Raw genomic sequence first — 16453 nt, forward strand, 5'->3', positions numbered from 1 at the left:
ATATGAAGGCAGGCACCCGAGCCAATGACTCTCGGTTGAGTAGCTGAGGATTAGTCAGCGTCGTCGTCTCCGGAGTACTTCTTAGTCAGCTCGTCGTAATCAGACTCTTCGTCGTCATGCGATGAATTATCAGGCTCCAGATTCTGGGCATGATAATCGGACCGGACACCAAGCTCACGCTCTAGTGCCGTAAGGTCAGTCGAGGGCGAGTAGTACTTAATATCTCGCGCTTGACGCTGTGCTTTAGCCTTTTGACGGCCGCGCCCCATGGCGTGACCCCCTCTTTTCAGTAGAGTCGGGAGGTGGTCCACCTAACAGGTGAAGGCCCCCGAATATGTGATCAGTTCTTTCGTAATTAAAGGTTAACACGATTCGACGGCGAGCGCTGAACGCAACACGTGTCAGACCCGTTAGACTGTCGATTAGTCCAACGACTATTTAGTGAGCTTGCTCCCTTTCAAACCAAGGCGAACCTTCAAGGAGCACTACAGGTGGTGGAAAAAGATCTACCCGAGCCGCAAGCGGCATTACCGCCATTGCAGCCCGAACCGGAGAAGCCCAAACGGCAAATCGGCCAGTGGGTTTTACTCGTCATCGCCGTTTTAGCCCTAAGCGCTGCGGTGGTATTCGTTGTACTTCGCTTTATTACGCCAGCTACGCCAGAGGCGAACAATGTGGAGCGGAATCCGAGCCCCGGCCTGGATGGAATTATCGCCGCGTCCATCCCACCGGAACAACTCATCCTCGGCGACTGCCTTCGCGGCTTCGAATCTCCGCTTGCAGTGCAGACCGTAGTGACCTGTGATTCTGCACATAATGCTCAGCTCATCGGTTCCTTCGAGCTAGCCGGCGAAGAATACCCGGGCTCTAACGAGTTGCTGACCGAGTCCGAGTCGCTGTGCAAGTCGGTTTCCTTGGACCCCAGCGCCGGCCTCGATTCAACTTGGACGTATCACTTCTCCCGCCCGTCGGAAAGCACCTGGACGCAAGGAGACCGCCAGGTCTCCTGCTTCCTGAGCCTCTCCGAAGGCAATGTGCGCAACTCGCTGCTTCCAGAGAACGAAGAAAGCTAAGCCCCGCAAATTTTCAATAGCCGTGGCCGGTGGATTCCACCGGCCACGGCTATATTCGATGCCCTGGCATTAAGGTTGCGGCGCCTCACCCCGAGCGACCCTGAGCCGGTCGCCCTCCGGATCGAGACCGACCTTGACGGTATCCCCATCCTGGATGCTTCCACCGAGAATCTCCCGCGCTAGCCGGTCACCGATTTCTCGCTGGACCAGCCGGCGCAGCGGACGGGCGCCGTAGGCCGGATCATAGCCAGTCAAGGCCAACCACTCTCCGGCGGATTCGTCCACATCGAGGCTGAGCCGGCGTTCGGACAGCCTTTCGGCCAGCAGGTCGATTTGCAGCTTCACGATATTGCCAAGCTGCTCGATGCTCAACGGATCGAAGATGATGACCTCGTCCAAACGGTTCAAGAACTCCGGCTTGAAGGACGCGTTGACCACGTTCATCACCGCAGACTTCTTGTCTTTGTCCTCCATGGTTGGATCCACCAGGAACTGGGAACCCAAATTTGAGGTCAGGATCAAGATCGTGTTCCTGAAATCCACGGTGCGTCCCTGCCCGTCGGTCAAGCGGCCGTCGTCCAGCACCTGCAGCAGGATGTCGAACACCTCCGGGTGAGCCTTCTCCACCTCGTCGAGCAGGATGACCGAGTATGGTCGACGGCGCACCGCTTCGGTGAGCTGCCCGCCCTCTTCGTATCCCACATATCCTGGAGGCGCTCCGACGAGTCGGGCGACCGAGTGCTTCTCGGAGTACTCGGACATGTCAATCCGCACCATGGCCCGTGGGTCGTCAAAGAGGAAATCGGCCAGCGACTTGGCCAGCTCGGTCTTGCCCACACCGGTAGGCCCAAGGAACAAGAAGGACCCGGTGGGGCGGTCCGGATCGGCAATCCCGGCACGTGTGCGGCGCACCGCGTCGGAGACCGCCGCAACCGCTTGCTGCTGGCCGATCAGCCGCTGTCCGATGCGCTCTTCCATCTGCAGCAGCTTCTGGCTTTCGCCCTGCAGCATCCGCCCAGCGGGGATGCCGGTCCAGGCCGAGATGACCTCGGCAATATCGTCCGCCGTGACTTCGTCAGCCACCATGGTGTGTTCCGCGGTGTTGCCGGCTTCGGCTTCGGCCGCTGCCTCAAGTTCGCCTTGCAGCGTCGGAATCTCCCCGTACAGCAGGCGCGAGGCGTTCTCCAGGTCCCCCTCACGCTGGAACTTTTCGGCCTGCGAGCGCAGGTCGTCCAGTTTCACCTTCAGGTCGCCGACGCGGTTCAGCCCAGCCTTCTCCGCGTCCCACTGAGCGTTGAGCGCGTCCAGCTTTTCCTGCTTGTCCGCCATGTCGAAGCGCAGTGCTTCCAGCCGTTCGATCGAGGCAGGGTCGCTCTCTCCGGAGAGCGCCAGCTCCTCCATGGTCAGCCTGTCGACTTCGCGGCGCAGCTCATCAATCTCTTCCGGTGCGGAATCGATCTCCATGCGCAGCCGGCTCGCGGCCTCGTCAACCAGGTCGATGGCCTTATCCGGCAGCTGCCGCCCGGAGATATAGCGGTTGGACAGCGTGGAGGCGGCGACCAACGCCGAGTCGGCGATGGAAACCTTGTGGTGCGCCTCGTAGCGCTCCTTCAGGCCGCGCAGGATCGCGATGGTGTCGTCCACGCTTGGCTCCCCCACGTAGACCTGGGCGAAGCGGCGCTCCAGGGCCGGGTCTTTCTCGATATTCTCGCGGTACTCATCCAGCGTGGTCGCGCCGATGAGCCGCAGCTCGCCACGGGCGAGCATCGGCTTGAGCATATTTCCGGCGTCCATGGCGCCTTCGGAGGCCCCGGCGCCGACCACCGTGTGGATTTCATCGATAAATGTGACGATCTGCCCGGCGGAGGACCTGATCTCTTCGAGTACCGACTTCAGCCGTTCTTCGAACTCGCCGCGGTATTTGGCGCCAGCGATCATGGACCCGAGGTCCAGGGAGATCAGCGTCTTGCCGCGAAGGGACTCCGGTACGTCACCGGCGATCATGCGCTGGGCGAGTCCTTCGACGACGGCGGTCTTGCCTACGCCGGGTTCACCGATCAGCACGGGGTTGTTTTTTGTGCGCCGCGAGAGCACCTGAACGACGCGTCGGATTTCCTTGTCGCGGCCGATGACCGGATCCAGTTTGCCCGCGCGTGCCAGCGCCGTCATATCGGTGCCGAACTTTTCCAGCGCTTGGAAGGTGTCTTCCGGGTTCGGATTGTCGACCTTGCGGTCCCCGCGGATGGTTGGCAGGGTTCCTACCAGCAGCTCGCGGGTGGCTCCGGCATTGCGCAGGGCTTCGCCGGCCTTGGTCTGATCGGAGGCCAGCGCGATGAGCAGATGTTCGGTGGAGACATAGGTGTCCCCCATATCGTTCGCGATCTCCTGGGCGGTGCTGACCGCTTGGAGCAGCTGACGCGAAAATTGCGCTTGGGCCACCGAGGATCCGGAGTTGGCCGGCAGTGCATTGATGGCGCTGCTTGCCTCGACGGAGAGGGCGTCAACGTCCAGTCCTGCGGTTTTCAGCAGCGCCACGGCGACCGAGTCCCGCTGATCCAGCAGAGCCTTCAACAGGTGAGCCGGTTCGATCTGCGGATTGCCCGCGGTCGACGCATTCATCCCGGAAGCAGATAGTGCCTCTTGGCTTTTGGTAGTGAGCTTGGTGTCCACGCGCATCCTTTCTCTCTGAGGGTGAACCCATAAACTTGAGTGTACTTAACTCAACTCTACTCTTCATATCGATATTCCGCGGTTGCTAAATATTTTTCGAGAAATTTGCGTCGCGACGCAAATAGCTTGCCTCGAGGTATCGCCGGCAGCCCAGGCACGGGCAGACGGTGCGCGGCCCACCCCCAGTTCCGGTACACGCATCGGAGCACAATGCACTCCATGATTGTTCGGCCCCAGCACCGCGGCCTGGCGCGTGCCCCGCGAAAGCAGCCTCGCACGGCAACGGGGCTGAGCCGCAGATTTTTAGCTCATGGCTCGTGGACCGATGGGCAACCGATGCGGTTCAGCCGAGGCGAGCGCGCGACTCCGCGATACTGCACCTAGCCGGTCGGCACGTCACGCCGGCGAAATCCGGCGAAGCCAAGCGCGAACAAGAGGACGGCGACCCCCGCCAGCCCGAGCATGTGCCCGAGCTCCGGTTGCTCGGTGAACGCGGCCGGCAGCCAGTAGAAGGGCGAGATTCCGTGCACCCAGTCCGGCAGGTCCTGCAGTAGCCCGCCGAACATGCCGATCACGAAAGTGTAGATTAGCAGCACCCACCCGGCGCCCGACGCCCGCGGGATCCACGCATACAGGACCGTGGCGAATCCCAGATAGCTGGCCAGGGCCACAAGGTAGGGCCACAGCACCCCGGTATAGTCAGCGAACGTCTGTTCCGCGTAGCCGACGGATGCCGCGCCTAGCCACATGGCCCAGATGCTGACCGCGGCAAGCATGCCGGTACCCAGCGCCGCGACCAGCAGTTGGGTGCCGAGCCAGCGATGCCGGGATATCGGCTTGGCCAGCGCGATTTCGGCACGGCCGGCGCCTTCCTCCACCTTGGCCCGCTGCCCCATCACGACGGCGTATGCGGCGCAACACAGCATGGCGAACATGATCATCACCCCGAGGAAGGCCGTGGTGAACTGGCTCGGATCCGCACCGAACACCGCGGCGAAGACCGGATTGCTCTCCGGGATTTCGGCGATCATGGAGGTGATGTCCGGCAGCAGGGTGCCCGAGGCGAACCACATGAGGCCCAACCCTATGGCGCTCCAGCTGAACGCGGTGCGCTGCTGGAGCCAGGCGAGGGTGGCCGGCCCGCGCAGCACCGCCCGGGCATCGGACCGGCCCGCGCGAACCGCAATCAGGCCCCCGCCGAAGTCGCGGCGTGATCCGAGGAAGGCGCCGACGAGGAGGAACATGAAGATGGCGACGAGGCACAGCGCGGCCGGCCACCACCGCACGTCGACGAAGGGCCGCATCTGCTGCGGCCAGGCGATCGGGGAAAACCACGACAACGCGCTGCCGTGCCGCTGCTGGATATCGCCCGCGGCGCGGAGCATGAAGGCAAGACCGAACGCCGCGAGGCTGATGCCCACCGCGCCCCGGCCGTGCTCGGTCACCTGCGCGGCCACCAAGGCGATCGCGCCGAACACCATGGCGCTCAGCCCGCTCCCGGCGGTCAGTGCGAACGAGTCGGCCAGAGCCAGCTCCGCCCCGCCCACGCCGGAAAGGACGAGCGCAGAGGCGAGCGCAATGACGGCGTTGACGGCGCACAGGGTGATTGCCGCCGCGACCGCGGGCGCGTGCCGCCCGACCGTCCGGGCGAGCACCAGCTCCGAGCGTCCGCTCTCCTCCTCGCCACGCGTGTGCCGCACGATGTGCAGGATGCTCATGATCGCGAGCCCCATGACCATCCAGGTGATGCCCTCGTTGGCGATGGCGACGCCCACCGTGTAGTTCTCGATGCCGTACCCGGGTCCGCCCATGGCGATGCCGCTCGGGGTCTGCATGATCAGCGCGCGCCCGGCGCGCGCCTGATCGCCCAAGGCGCCAAGCGCCACCACGAAGTACGCGTAGAAGAATACGATCGACGCCGTCCATACGCTCAGCCGCACGCGGTCCCGGCGCAGCATGAACCGCACCAGCGCTCCGGTTCCGGCCAAGGCCGATCCGCGGGCCGAACGCTCCGGCGCAGCGGCCGTTGCGGAGGCGAGGTGGGCATTCATCGCGCACCCGCGCCCTTGGCGCCCTCCGGCGATCCGCCCACCGCTGCGGTGCCAGGGTCGAGCACGTCGCCGTAGTGGCGCATGAACAGGTCCTCCAGCGACGGCGGGGTGGCGCTGAGGCTGCGCACCTCGAGCGCGGTGAGCGCCGTCAGCACGGCGCCGATCTGCGCGTTGTCGGCATCGAAGGTGACCCGGGTAGCACCGGCGAAGGCCGTGGCGGCCAGGTCATGGACCCCGGGCAGCGCGGCGAGCGCCGACGGGTCCGCGCCGACCACCGCGCTCACGCTGGTGCGCGTGAGGTGCCGCAGCTCCTCCAGCGTGCCGGACTCGACGTCCTTCCCGTTGCGGATGATCGTGACGGTGTCGCAGACCTTCTCGACCTCGGAGAGGATGTGGCTGCTGAGCAGCACGGATTTGCCCGCGGCTCCGGCCTCGCGGACGTACCCGGTGAACACGGACTCCATCAGCGGGTCCAGCCCGGAAGTCGGCTCGTCGAGCACGTACAGCTCCGCGTCGGCCAGGAAGGCCGCAACCAAAGCGACCTTCTGCCGGTTGCCTTTGGAATAGGTGCGCGTCTTCTTGCGCGGGTCCAGTTCGAAGCGCTCCAGCAGCTCGGCCTTGCGGGCTTTGAGCCGGCGCTTGTCGGCGCGGCCACCGAGCCGGGCGAGGTAGTCGATGCACTCGCCTCCGGTCAGGTTGGGCCACAGGCTGACGTCTCCGGGCACGTAGGCAATGCGCTGGTGCAGCTTGACGGCGTCGCGCCACACCTCGCCGCCGAACAGTCGGGCGGAGCCCGCGTCGGCCCGCAGCAGCCCGAGCAGAACGCGCAGGGTGGTGGATTTGCCGGCCCCATTGGGCCCCAGGAAACCACGGATCTCCCCGGGCTGCACACTCAGGCTCAGCCCGTCCAGGGCCCGCACCCTGCCGAAGGACTTGGACAGTTCGTGGATCTCGATAGCTGGTGTCGTGCTCATGGCTCACTCACTTTCACATGCCTGTCGCAGTTGTTGCTACTCAGCGCGCCCGGGCCCGGTGCCACCGGCGGCCCAGGGCGCAACGCGGACGCTGCCGGCTCCCGCTAGGGCGGGGTGGACATGTAGCTGAGGCAGTCCTCCAACGCACGACGGGAGGTGAGATAGCCCTCGGTGAACAATTCCAGCATCGGCAGGTAGCTGCTGCTCAGGTAGCCGCGGACGATCGATGCGAGGTCGGATGGGTCCGCCGGTGGCTTGAGCGTCACCTCCAGCAGCAGCGCGCCGAGCGCGGAAAGCGTGAGGTAGCGCGCCCGCGCCGCTTCGTCCCGGCTGGGCACGATCACCCCCGCGGCGACGCCCTCGCGGCTGTAGCCCACCGCGTCGTCGACCATATGGTCGATGAACTCCCGGGCCAGCGGGCCGCCGTCCTGCATGGACCGCAGAACGTACCCGAGGACCGCCGCATTCTCCTCGGCGGCCGCGAACATGTGCATGAGGCTCTGGCCCGCGGCGGCCTCGGCGACGTGCTCGCGCTTGAGCCGGCGAATCGTGGCCAGAATGTTCTCATCGCAGGCGTCGCGGAGCTTGGCCTTCGAGCCGAAGTGGTGCATCACCAGGCCGGCGCTCACCCCGGCGTCGGAGGCGATGGCCCGCACCGAGGCGCCGAAGCCCTCCACCGCGAACCGGTAGGCCGCCGCATCGCGGATCCTGGCGCGCGCGGTCAGGTCGCTGCTACCCGGCGACGACGCGGTCGACGGGCTTCCCGCAGGGTCTTGCCCACCCTTAGCTGAACGCATGTTCAAGATTCTAGTCCTGTGTTCAGCCCCGTGTACAGGTCCTGCTGGCCTTCGGCTCGCGGGGATGCCGAAGGGCCTGCGCGCGATCTTTGGCGTGGCTCGATCTGCGGATGGCGAGGCCGTGCTCAGGCAAGGCGGGCCCTATCCACGTTGCCAATCCGCCAAGGCATCGCAGGCCACGGTCTTGACCTGGCTAGCAAAACTGGCACAGTATGTCGCATGACCAATCCAGATGCCCCAATTCACTACCGCCAGGACCCAGCCGAGCTGGTGGACGTGTTCATTGGGCAGCATCGCCAGATGCTGCTTGGATATCTCGATGGGCTGACCGAGTCCGAGGCAAGGACACATTTGGTTGCCTCGAAGACCACGCTGCTCGGGTTGCTGAAGCATGCGGTGTTTGTTGAACGGGTCTGGTTTGGCGAGGCAGCCACCGGGGCCTCGCGCGCTGAACTCGGTATTCCGCAGTCCCCGGATGAATCATTTGACCTGGCACCAGGGGACACTATCGCCTCGGTAAGCCGGGCTTATCGACAAGCGGTAGCCCGCTCTCGCCAGATCCGCCAAGGCCTGGCGGATGATGCGGTGCTTTCCGGAAATCGGCGTGGTCCGCTCTCGCTCGCCTGGATACAGCTGCACCTGCTGCGCGAGCTCGCCCAACACTGCGGGCATGCGGAAATCCTTCGCGAACAGCTACTCGGCGCACGCACCGAAAGTTGCAGAAGTCTCGTGAAGGCAGCAAGGCCGACTCCCTGAATAATGGGAATCGGCCTTGATATTGCTCTTGGATTTTAGCGGCGGACGTTGCCGATGAAGTAGTCGGAAGGAACGATTTCCTTGCCCAGCGGCATCAAGGATACCGGGATCATCTTCAGGTTGGCGATGCCCAGTGGGATGCCGATAATTGATACGAACATCGGGATCGCGGTGAGCACATGGCTGATGGCAATCCAGATACCGGCGAAGATCAACCAGATGACGTTGCCCAACGTCGAAAACGCGCCGACCGGCCCGCGGTCAACGACCGTGCGCCCAAATGGCCACAGCGCGTAACCGGCAATTCTGAATGACGCGATGCCGAAAGGAATCGTGACGATCAACAGGCAGCAGATGATACCGGCTAGGACATAGCCCAACGCCAGCCAAAGTCCTCCAAAAACAAGCCAAATGATGTTCAATAAACCGCGCACTAGATCTGTCATACTTCTAGGATGCCTGTTCGAGGCGGCTATTCGCCATAGGGGAACACCCGGAACGCCCCCTAGTATTTCTCGATGCCCGCTTCGCGGGTGTGCAACGCCCTATAAATTCCAAGTTTGTGCCGGCCGGTACTCGGCTAGGATTAATAATCATGAGCGAACGTAGCGAAGAGCAGCCTGCAGTCACCGGCAAGGCGGCCAAAGACCCATCTTATTTCCGTGCCGAACCGGTCTCTTTCGTACGCAGAGGCAATCGGCTGCAAGGACGCCGCGCAGCTGCTTGGGACCGCAACGCCGATCGCTACGTGATCGAGCCGCCGCGTAAAATTGCAGATACTTCGGTGGCAGACGACTTCCGCTTGGATCCCGAGCAGGCATTCGGACGCGTCGCCCCGCTGATCGTAGAAATCGGCACGGGCTTGGGCGAATGCATCGCCAATGCCGCCAAGGATGACCCCGAGCGCAATTACCTGGCCGTCGAGGTGTACCTTCCGGGATTGGCCCAGCTGATGCTGAAGGTTGAATCATTCGAGTTGGAAAACGTTCGCGCGGTGCAGGCCAACGCGCCAGAAGTACTCGAGGTCATGCTCGAAGAGAATAGCGCCGATGAGCTCTGGATCTTCTTCTCGGACCCTTGGCACAAGCCGCGTCATCACAAGCGCCGCCTCATTACCTCCTCATTCCTGGACAAGGTCGCGCGCGTGCTGAAACCCGGCGGGACACTGCGCTTGGCCACCGACTGGTCGAACTATGCCGAGCAAATGCGCGAGGTGCTGGAAGCTCACCAGGCTTTCGAAAACCAGTACCCCGGCAACGCTGCCGGGGAGGAAAGCAACCTGACCAAGGTGCGCCGGAACGGCATGGAGGGCTTCGACCCGGAACCGGAATTTGTCGATGACCGAGGTGGCTGGGCACCACGATTTGAGCGTCGCATCCTCACCAGCTTCGAAGGCAAGGCCTTGAAGGCGGGACGTTTGGTCTTCGACTTGGCCTTCACCCGAGCCGCCAAGTAGGTCTTAGTTTCGCAGGGCCATGATTGCAATAGACTTGCAGCCATGGCCCTTAGCGCATCCCCCACCCTAGAATTCGCCGGTGTCCGGCTCGAACAGCTCGACCCGAAGCATGCGGCAGATCTCAGCGCTCTGGTGGCCCGCGACGGGCTGGACCAGGCCTGGTTCGCTAAGACCCCTTCGGCGCAAGCCATGTACTCCGAGATTGAGCGGCGGCTGGCCCTACAGGGCGAAGGCAAGATGGCCCCGTTCGCAATTCTCGATCTGCAAAGCAACAAAGCGGTGGGCGCGACGACCTACCTCAACATCGATGCGGTCAATCGTCGGGTGGAAATCGGTTCAACCTTCCTGGGACTTGCCCACCAAGGCACGGGCATCAATGCCGCCGCGAAGTACCTATTGCTTCAGCGCGCCTTCGAAGAGCTCGACTGCATCGCCGTGGCTTTCTGCACGCATTGGCATAACCGGCAGTCCCGGGAAGCTATCGCCCGGCTAGGCGCCAAGCAAGATGGGGTGCTGCGCAATCACATGTATGACGCTCGCACCGGCACCTTGCGAGATACCGTGGTTTTCTCGATTTTGCCGCACGAATGGCCCAGCGTGAAGCAGGGGCTCTTGGCGCGTTTAGCCAAGCACGACCGCATCTAGGCTCCCGCAGTCCTTAGCTGAGCAGGGATTTCGCCGCGTCTTCGCGCAGTTGCACCTTGCGAATCTTGCCGGTGACCGTAATCGGGAACTCATCGAGGATCATCACATAGGCCGGGATCTTGTAGTGCGCCAATTGCCCTTCGGCGAAGTTCTTGATGTCTTGGACCCCAAGGGGCGTTTTGCCAGCCTTCATCTTGATGCAGGCACAGATCTCTTCTCCATATTTTTCATTTGGCACGCCCACCACGGAGACATCTTCTATATCGGGATGCCCGAATAGGAACTCCTCGATCTCCCGCGGGTAGATGTTCTCTCCCCCGCGGATCACCATGTCCTTGATTCGCCCCACGATGGTGCAGCAGCCGTCCTCGCGCATCACCGCGAGGTCTCCGCTATGCAGCCAGTTCTCCGAGTCGATGGCTTCTTCGGTTTTCGCCGCGTCGTTCCAGTAGCCGAGCATCACCGAGTAACCTCGGGTGCAGTACTCGCCGGGTTGCCCGCGCTCCACCGTCTCGCCGGTTGCCGGGTCCACGATCTTGACCTCAAGGTGCGGATGCACCCTGCCGATGGTTTCCGTGCGAGCCGCCAAATCGTCATCGGCACGCGTCTGGCAGGAGACCGGACTGGTTTCGGTCATCCCATAGGCGATGGAAATCTCGGTCATGTTCATCTCCTCGAGGCAGCGGCGCATCACCTCGACAGGACATACCGAACCTGCCATGATTCCGGTACGCAAGGTGCTCAGGTCATGGGTGCCGAAGCTGGGATGATTCTGCATGGCGATAAACATGGTGGGCACCCCATAAACCCCCGTGCATTTTTCCTCGGCGATGACTCGCAAGGTGGTTTCGGCATCGAAGCTCGGGGCGGGAATCACCATGGTGGTACCGTGCGCGGTGCATCCGAGATTACCCATCACCATGCCAAAGCAGTGATAAAACGGCACCGGGATGCAGAGCCGATCTTCCGGTCCAAGCCGAATGGTCTGGGTGACGAAGAACCCGTTGTTCAAGATATTTCGATGGCTGAGCGTTGCGCCTTTCGGATATCCGGTGGTCCCCGAGGTGTATTGAATATTAATCGCTTGATCCGGGGCCGTCTGCGCCAGGCGTTGCGCGACCTGCCCCGCTTCCACGCCCTGTCCGCCGTGGATTAGTTCGGTCCAGTCCTCGGTGTCGAGGTAAACCACCCGCTCAAGGGTTGGGGTGTCCACCGCGCAGCGTTCGACCATGTCTCGATAGTTGCTTGTCTTGAAGCGGGACATGGTGATCAGCATTCGCAGGCCACTGTGATTGACCGCGTAGGAGTATTCGTGGCTGCGATATGTCGGATTGACGTTCACCAGGATCACGCCGATTTTTGCGGTGGCATATTGCGTGAGCGTCCACTCGGCGCAGTTCGGCGCCCAAATGCCCAGCCGGTCGCCTTGCTGAAGGCCCGCCGCGAGCAGACCGCGTGCGAGGTCGTTGACCGCCTGGTCTAGCTCATTCCATGACCATCTTCTTCCGCTGGCGACCTCCACGAGCGCTTCACGTTCACCGTACTTGGCGACGGTACGCTCTAAATTTGCGCCGATGGTTTCGTCGAGAAGCTGTGCACCTGTTTCGCCCTGGGCATATGATTTCATGCGCGCACCGGCAAACCGGGGGTCGCGGAAACCGAAGGTGTCGGCTGAAAGTGCGCCGTTGCTGAAAGATGTTCCTGCACGAAGCTCTCCGTTCTCAAAACAGTCCTGCTGCACTATTTTCTGGTCCGGAACGGTGCTCCGGTGTGCAACTGCGCGATTCACGAAAGGTGAGGTGGATCACGTTATTCTGAGACTAATCCGGATGCTGGCAAATGGCCAGTTGAAATCGCTGAGAGGCGCCGCCGAGGGTGCGAGAGGTACGCGGAGCGCGGGACTAGCGGCCGATGGCGCGGCGGGTGGTAAATAGGGTGACGCTTGGCTCGCGGCGTGCCGGGCGCATGCCACGGGCCATGGACACCACATCTCCGGCGGCCGTACCCGCGGCGAAGACCCGGGTTTGGCCTTGCTGGACCGCGTGCAGCTCATCGCGCAGTTCGGCCACTTGACCCTGGAGGTGGGCTACCTGGTTTTGCAGCTCGATGATGCGTTTAATGCCTTCGAGCGAAACGCCTTCCTTGCTCAGCAGCTGCACCTGGCGCAGCAGCGAAACATCACGTTGAGAGTAGCGACGCTGCTTGCCGGCTTGGCGGCTTGGAGAGACCAATCCGATGCGGTCGTATTGCCGCAGCGTCTGCGGATGCATGTCGGCTAGTTGCGCGGCGACTGAAATGACGAATACAGGTCGCAAGAACTCGTGGGCCATGAAATTCAGTCTCCTTACTTCCGCTGCTGGGGATACATCCATTGTCCACCGCGGCGTGCCCCTTTCGGGGCACGCCGCCGCGTTGCATTACATCGCTCCTGGATTAATCCTAGAGCCTGGCCTTGGCTTCAAGACCCACGCGAGGATCTTCCCCCGCGGTGGCGGCAGCGAAGTCTTCGATGGCCGCCTTCGCCTTGTCGTTCAGGTTCTGTGGAATCACCACGTCCAAGACGATCAGCATGTCACCGGTGGACTTCGAGGTCTTCACCCCACGCCCCTTCAGGCGCAAGGTACGACCCGAGTTCGAACCGGCGGGCACCTTCACGGCTACTTGTTCCCCGTCGAGAGTCGGCACGTGGATCTTGGCTCCGAGGACTGCCTCATCAAAGGTAACCGGCAGGTGCACACGAATGTTGTTCTCTTCGCGTTTGAAGAACGGGTGCTCGGTGACCTTGACCTTGACCAGCAGGTCGCCGTTGCCGGCTCCGCCAGGTTGGCCTCGTCCACGCACGCGCACCGACTGGCCATCCTTGATTCCTGCCGGAACACGCACGTCAATGACTTCACCGCTCTGCTCACGCAATCCGATGGTGGTGCCCTTGATGGAACCAGCGAAGGAGATGGTGGTGCTGGCCGTCCGGTCAGCTCCCTTGCGCGGCGGGGCGCTTTGGCCGAATCCGCCGCCGAATCCAGCCCCGCCGCCGAAGAGATCGGAGAAGTCGGGCTGTCCGCCGCGGCCGCGCGGGCCTCCCCCACCGCCGAAGAGGTTGGAGAAGACGTCGTCGAATCCCGCCTGGCCGCCCGGGGCGCCGCCAGCTCCGCCGGCGCTGAACCGGGCGCCTCCACCCATGGCGCGGATGGCGTCGTATTGTTCGCGCTCTTCCTTATCGGAAAGCACCGAGTTGGCCTCGGAGATGTCCTTGAATTTCCGCTCGGCGTCCGCATCGCCCTGGTTGGTATCCGGGTGGTACTTACGCGCTTGCTTGCGGTACGCCTTCTTGATGTCCGCCTCGTTGGCGTCCTTGGAGACGCCCAGAATGGCGTAGAAGTCTTTGTCGATCCAGTCCTGACTTGCCATCAGGGCCCCCTTTCTTTCGACTAGCGATTCGAAACTGCCCACTGACGAATTCTCGGCAGTGGGCAGTTTCGCTATCTAGATGTGCGGCTATTCGCCGGTGGCGACCAGCACCTGCGCGGCGCGCAGAGTGTAGGTGCCCTTGCGGTAACCGGCTCGCAATACCTGTCCCACATGGTCCGCCGGAATTTCGGGGACCGGCTGGCGCAGCAAAGCTTCGTGGACGTTAGGGTCGAATTCGACCCCAGCCTCGTCGATTCGCTCCAGGCCGTGCGATGCCAAAACCGTGTCCAGCTTGTTGGCGATGGCCGCAAACGGTCCATCGGCCAGGTCGCCGTGAGCACGAGCGGCATCGATGTCATCGAGTACCGGCAGCAAGGTGGAGAGCACCGACTGGACGGCGCTGTCGCGCACTGCCACCCGGTCGCGCTCGACGCGCTTGCGGTAGTTGACATACTCGGCCTGCAGGCGGAGCAGGTCGTTGCGCAACTCGTTTTCCTTCTCGGTGACCTCAGCCTGCGCCTCTTCGACGCCGGCGGCCGCCTCGTTCAGGATCGCCTCGGCCTGACCCAAAGCGTCTGCAGTCTGCTGCTCATTGGCGGCATCCTGCTCGTTCTCCGGCTCCTGGCCGGAGTTGGCGTTCTGGTCCTGTGCCTCGGACATATTCCCGTCTCTCCCTTACTTCTTGACGTTCTCGTCGTCTTCGTCGATTACCTCGGCGTCGACGATGTCTTCATCAGCATTCGAAGCCTGCTCACCCTCGGGAGCTTCGGCGCCTTCGGTCGGGGCATTGGCGTAGATTGCCTCGCCCAGCTTGGTCTGCGAAGCCTGCAGCTTCTCAAACGCGGCCTTGACCTCGTCGTCGTTGTCCTGCTTCTCCAGGGTTTCCTTCAGCGCGTCGACGTCGGCCTGAACCTCGGTCTTGACCTCTTCCGGAAGCTTGTCCTCGTTGTCCTTGATGAGCTTGTCAACCGAGTAGGCTGCCTGTTCGGCGGCGTTACGGGTCTCGGCTGCCTCGCGGCGGGCCTTGTCCTCTTCGGCGTGGGCTTCAGCTTCCTGCACCATGCGCTCGATGTCTTCCTTCGACAGCGAGGAGCCGCCGGTGATGGTCATCGACTGCTCGGTGCCGGTGCCCTTGTCCTTGGCGGAGACGTGCACGATGCCGTTGGCGTCGATGTCGAAGGTGACCTCGACCTGCGGGATGCCGCGCGGCGCCGGGGCGATGCCGGTCAGTTCGAAGGTGCCCAGCGGCTTGTTGTCGCGGGTGAACTCGCGCTCGCCCTGGAAGACCTGGATGGACACCGAAGGCTGGTTGTCCTCAGCGGTGGTGAAGGTCTCCGAACGCTTGGTTGGGATCGCGGTGTTGCGCTCGATCAACTTGGTCATCACGCCGCCCTTGGTTTCAATACCCAGGGACAGTGGGGTGACGTCGATGAGCAGCACGTCCTTGCGCTCGCCCTTCAGCACGCCTGCCTGCAAGGCTGCGCCCACGGCGACAACCTCATCAGGGTTGACGCCCTTGTTGGCTTCCTTGCCGGCCATGTCCTTGACCAGATCGGCAACGGCTGGCATACGGGTCGAACCGCCAACGAGGATCACGTGTGCGATCTCCGAAACCTTCACGCCGGCTTCGGCGATCACGTCGTGGAATGGCTTCTTGGTGCGATCGAGCAGATCCTTGGTCAGGTCCTGGAACTTGGCACGCGAAAGGTGCTCGTCCAGGTGCACCGGACCCTCTGGGGTGACCGAGAGGTACTGCAACGAGATGTTGGTGCTGGTGGCCGAGGAGAGTTCCTTCTTGGCCTGCTCGGCAGCTTCCTTCAGACGCTGCAGCGCGATCTTGTCCTTGGACAGGTCTGCGCCCTTCTGCTTGGCCTGAGCCAGCAGCCAGTCAACGATGCGCTGATCCCAGTCGTCGCCGCCGAGGCGGTTATCGCCAGCGGTGGAGCGGACCTGGATGGTGGAGAAGCCGTCTTCGTCCTTGCCAACTTCGAGCAGGGAAACGTCGAAGGTACCGCCACCGAGGTCGAAGACCAGGATGAGTTCGTCTTCTTTGCCCTTTTCCAGGCCGTAGGCCAGCGCCGCGGCGGTTGGCTCGTTGACGATGCGCAGCACGTTCATGCCCGCGATTTCGCCGGCTTCCTTGGTGGACTGGCGCTCGGCATCGTTGAAGTATGCAGGAACCGTGATGACCGCGTCGGTGACCTTTTCGCCCAAGTACGACTCGGCGTCGTTCTTCAGCTTCATCAGGGTGCGCGCGGAGATTTCCTGAGCGGTGTACTTCTTCTCGTCTACGTCGATGGACCAGTCGGTACCCATGTGACGCTTGACCGAAGCGATGGTGCGGTCGATGTTGTTCACTGCCTGGCGCTTGGCGATATCGCCGACCAGAACTTCGCCGCTCTTCGAGAAAGCAACGATCGACGGGGTAGTGCGGTTGCCTTCCGCGTTTGCGATAACGGTTGGCTCACCACCTTCGAGCACGGAAACTACGGAGTTGGTGGTTCCTAGGTCGATACCTACGGCACGCGACATAATGGCTCTCCTTTGCCTTGGTTGAAAGTACTAACGCTGAGGATTTTTATCCTGATTGAGCGTTCTGGACTCAAGTTTACTCAGCCGCTTT

At 62.6% G+C, this 16453-nt stretch carries 15 protein-coding genes; 4 read left to right on the top strand and 11 right to left on the bottom strand.

Features of this window, described 5'->3' with window-relative positions; genetic code table 11:
* Positions 1-50: 50 nt before the first annotated feature.
* Positions 51-269: a DUF3073 domain-containing protein gene (locus CQ015_RS10490; RefSeq protein WP_096283320.1), complete on the bottom strand. Its 219-nt coding sequence runs from the start codon at positions 267-269 to the stop codon at positions 51-53.
* Positions 270-494: 225 nt separating this feature from the next.
* Here CQ015_RS10490 and CQ015_RS10495 point away from each other — a divergent pair, with 225 nt between their 5' ends.
* On the top strand, positions 495-1073 hold the full coding sequence (locus CQ015_RS10495) for a septum formation family protein (protein WP_181148208.1): 579 nt from the start codon (positions 495-497) through the stop codon (positions 1071-1073).
* A 69-nt stretch (positions 1074-1142) separates the two neighbouring features.
* Here CQ015_RS10495 and clpB read toward each other — a convergent pair whose 3' ends face one another.
* The 4 genes from clpB to CQ015_RS10515 form a co-directional block, all read right to left on the bottom strand.
* Positions 1143-3743 carry an ATP-dependent chaperone ClpB gene (gene clpB / locus CQ015_RS10500; RefSeq protein ID WP_105650110.1) on the bottom strand — a complete coding sequence of 867 codons (2601 nt, stop codon included), beginning with the start codon at positions 3741-3743 and terminating at the stop codon, positions 1143-1145.
* Positions 3744-4123: 380 nt separating this feature from the next.
* On the bottom strand, positions 4124-5794 hold the full coding sequence (locus tag CQ015_RS10505; RefSeq protein ID WP_105650076.1) for an ABC transporter permease: 1671 nt from the start codon (positions 5792-5794) through the stop codon (positions 4124-4126).
* Positions 5791-6768: an ABC transporter ATP-binding protein gene (locus CQ015_RS10510; RefSeq protein ID WP_105650077.1), complete on the bottom strand. Its 978-nt coding sequence runs from the start codon at positions 6766-6768 to the stop codon at positions 5791-5793. Before CQ015_RS10510 ends, CQ015_RS10505 begins: the two co-directional genes overlap by 4 nt.
* Positions 6769-6872: 104 nt before the next feature.
* Positions 6873-7565, bottom strand: coding sequence for a TetR/AcrR family transcriptional regulator (locus CQ015_RS10515; RefSeq protein WP_105650078.1), 693 nt, complete (start codon positions 7563-7565; stop codon positions 6873-6875).
* Between the two features lie 219 nt (positions 7566-7784).
* On the opposite strand from CQ015_RS10515, the gene CQ015_RS10520 reads away from it, so the two are divergent.
* Positions 7785-8321: a DinB family protein gene (locus CQ015_RS10520; RefSeq protein WP_105568696.1), complete on the top strand. Its 537-nt coding sequence runs from the start codon at positions 7785-7787 to the stop codon at positions 8319-8321.
* A gap of 35 nt (positions 8322-8356) precedes the next feature.
* Here CQ015_RS10520 and CQ015_RS10525 read toward each other — a convergent pair whose 3' ends face one another.
* The gene (locus tag CQ015_RS10525; RefSeq protein WP_255248325.1) at positions 8357-8767 is read right to left on the bottom strand and encodes a YccF domain-containing protein; all 411 of its coding nucleotides are present in this window, start codon (positions 8765-8767) and stop codon (positions 8357-8359) included.
* Between the two features lie 149 nt (positions 8768-8916).
* Between CQ015_RS10525 and trmB the strand changes: the two genes are divergently transcribed.
* Positions 8917-9777 (top strand): tRNA (guanosine(46)-N7)-methyltransferase TrmB, encoded by an 861-nt coding sequence (gene trmB / locus CQ015_RS10530; protein WP_105553265.1) that lies wholly within the window; start codon positions 8917-8919, stop codon positions 9775-9777.
* Between the two features lie 42 nt (positions 9778-9819).
* The gene (locus tag CQ015_RS10535) at positions 9820-10422 is read left to right on the top strand and encodes a GNAT family N-acetyltransferase (protein WP_105553266.1); all 603 of its coding nucleotides are present in this window, start codon (positions 9820-9822) and stop codon (positions 10420-10422) included.
* A 13-nt stretch (positions 10423-10435) separates the two neighbouring features.
* Here the strand turns inward: CQ015_RS10535 and CQ015_RS10540 are convergent, their stop codons facing one another.
* From CQ015_RS10540 to dnaK, 5 genes are all read right to left on the bottom strand, one after another.
* Positions 10436-12049, bottom strand: a complete 1614-nt coding sequence (locus CQ015_RS10540; protein WP_105650111.1) for an AMP-binding protein — start codon at positions 12047-12049, stop codon at positions 10436-10438.
* 274 nt (positions 12050-12323) lie between these two features.
* Positions 12324-12752 (bottom strand): heat shock protein transcriptional repressor HspR, encoded by a 429-nt coding sequence (locus CQ015_RS10545; protein ID WP_105553267.1) that lies wholly within the window; start codon positions 12750-12752, stop codon positions 12324-12326.
* Positions 12753-12861: 109 nt separating this feature from the next.
* Positions 12862-13830, bottom strand: coding sequence for a DnaJ C-terminal domain-containing protein (locus CQ015_RS10550; protein WP_105568695.1), 969 nt, complete (start codon positions 13828-13830; stop codon positions 12862-12864).
* A gap of 87 nt (positions 13831-13917) precedes the next feature.
* Complete coding sequence (locus tag CQ015_RS10555) at positions 13918-14490, bottom strand: nucleotide exchange factor GrpE (RefSeq protein WP_096283307.1); 573 nt, start codon at positions 14488-14490, stop codon at positions 13918-13920.
* A 15-nt stretch (positions 14491-14505) separates the two neighbouring features.
* Positions 14506-16362, bottom strand: a complete 1857-nt coding sequence (gene dnaK, locus CQ015_RS10560) for a molecular chaperone DnaK (RefSeq protein ID WP_096283306.1) — start codon at positions 16360-16362, stop codon at positions 14506-14508.
* Between the last annotated feature and the right edge of the window lie 91 nt (positions 16363-16453).

Origin of the sequence: Arthrobacter sp. MYb221 (genome assembly GCF_002979835.1) — a bacterium.
In the GTDB taxonomy this organism is placed as follows: Bacteria; Actinomycetota; Actinomycetes; order Actinomycetales; family Micrococcaceae; genus Glutamicibacter.

What these genes read in the sequence shown, in the direction of transcription:
- CQ015_RS10550 (WP_105568695.1), bottom strand. Translation starts at nt 13,830, where the DNA reads ATGGCAAGTCAGGACTGGATCGACAAAGACTTCTACGCCATTCTGGGC.
- CQ015_RS10545 (WP_105553267.1), bottom strand. Translation starts at nt 12,752, where the DNA reads ATGGCCCACGAGTTCTTGCGACCTGTATTCGTCATTTCAGTCGCCGCG.
- CQ015_RS10515 (WP_105650078.1), bottom strand. Translation starts at nt 7,565, where the DNA reads ATGCGTTCAGCTAAGGGTGGGCAAGACCCTGCGGGAAGCCCGTCGACC.
- CQ015_RS10490 (WP_096283320.1), bottom strand. Translation starts at nt 269, where the DNA reads ATGGGGCGCGGCCGTCAAAAGGCTAAAGCACAGCGTCAAGCGCGAGAT.
- CQ015_RS10510 (WP_105650077.1), bottom strand. Translation starts at nt 6,768, where the DNA reads ATGAGCACGACACCAGCTATCGAGATCCACGAACTGTCCAAGTCCTTC.
- trmB (WP_105553265.1), top strand. Translation starts at nt 8,917, where the DNA reads ATGAGCGAACGTAGCGAAGAGCAGCCTGCAGTCACCGGCAAGGCGGCC.
- CQ015_RS10505 (WP_105650076.1), bottom strand. Translation starts at nt 5,794, where the DNA reads ATGAATGCCCACCTCGCCTCCGCAACGGCCGCTGCGCCGGAGCGTTCG.
- CQ015_RS10525 (WP_255248325.1), bottom strand. Translation starts at nt 8,767, where the DNA reads ATGACAGATCTAGTGCGCGGTTTATTGAACATCATTTGGCTTGTTTTT.
- CQ015_RS10555 (WP_096283307.1), bottom strand. Translation starts at nt 14,490, where the DNA reads ATGTCCGAGGCACAGGACCAGAACGCCAACTCCGGCCAGGAGCCGGAG.
- dnaK (WP_096283306.1), bottom strand. Translation starts at nt 16,362, where the DNA reads ATGTCGCGTGCCGTAGGTATCGACCTAGGAACCACCAACTCCGTAGTT.
- CQ015_RS10520 (WP_105568696.1), top strand. Translation starts at nt 7,785, where the DNA reads ATGACCAATCCAGATGCCCCAATTCACTACCGCCAGGACCCAGCCGAG.
- CQ015_RS10540 (WP_105650111.1), bottom strand. Translation starts at nt 12,049, where the DNA reads ATGAAATCATATGCCCAGGGCGAAACAGGTGCACAGCTTCTCGACGAA.
- CQ015_RS10535 (WP_105553266.1), top strand. Translation starts at nt 9,820, where the DNA reads ATGGCCCTTAGCGCATCCCCCACCCTAGAATTCGCCGGTGTCCGGCTC.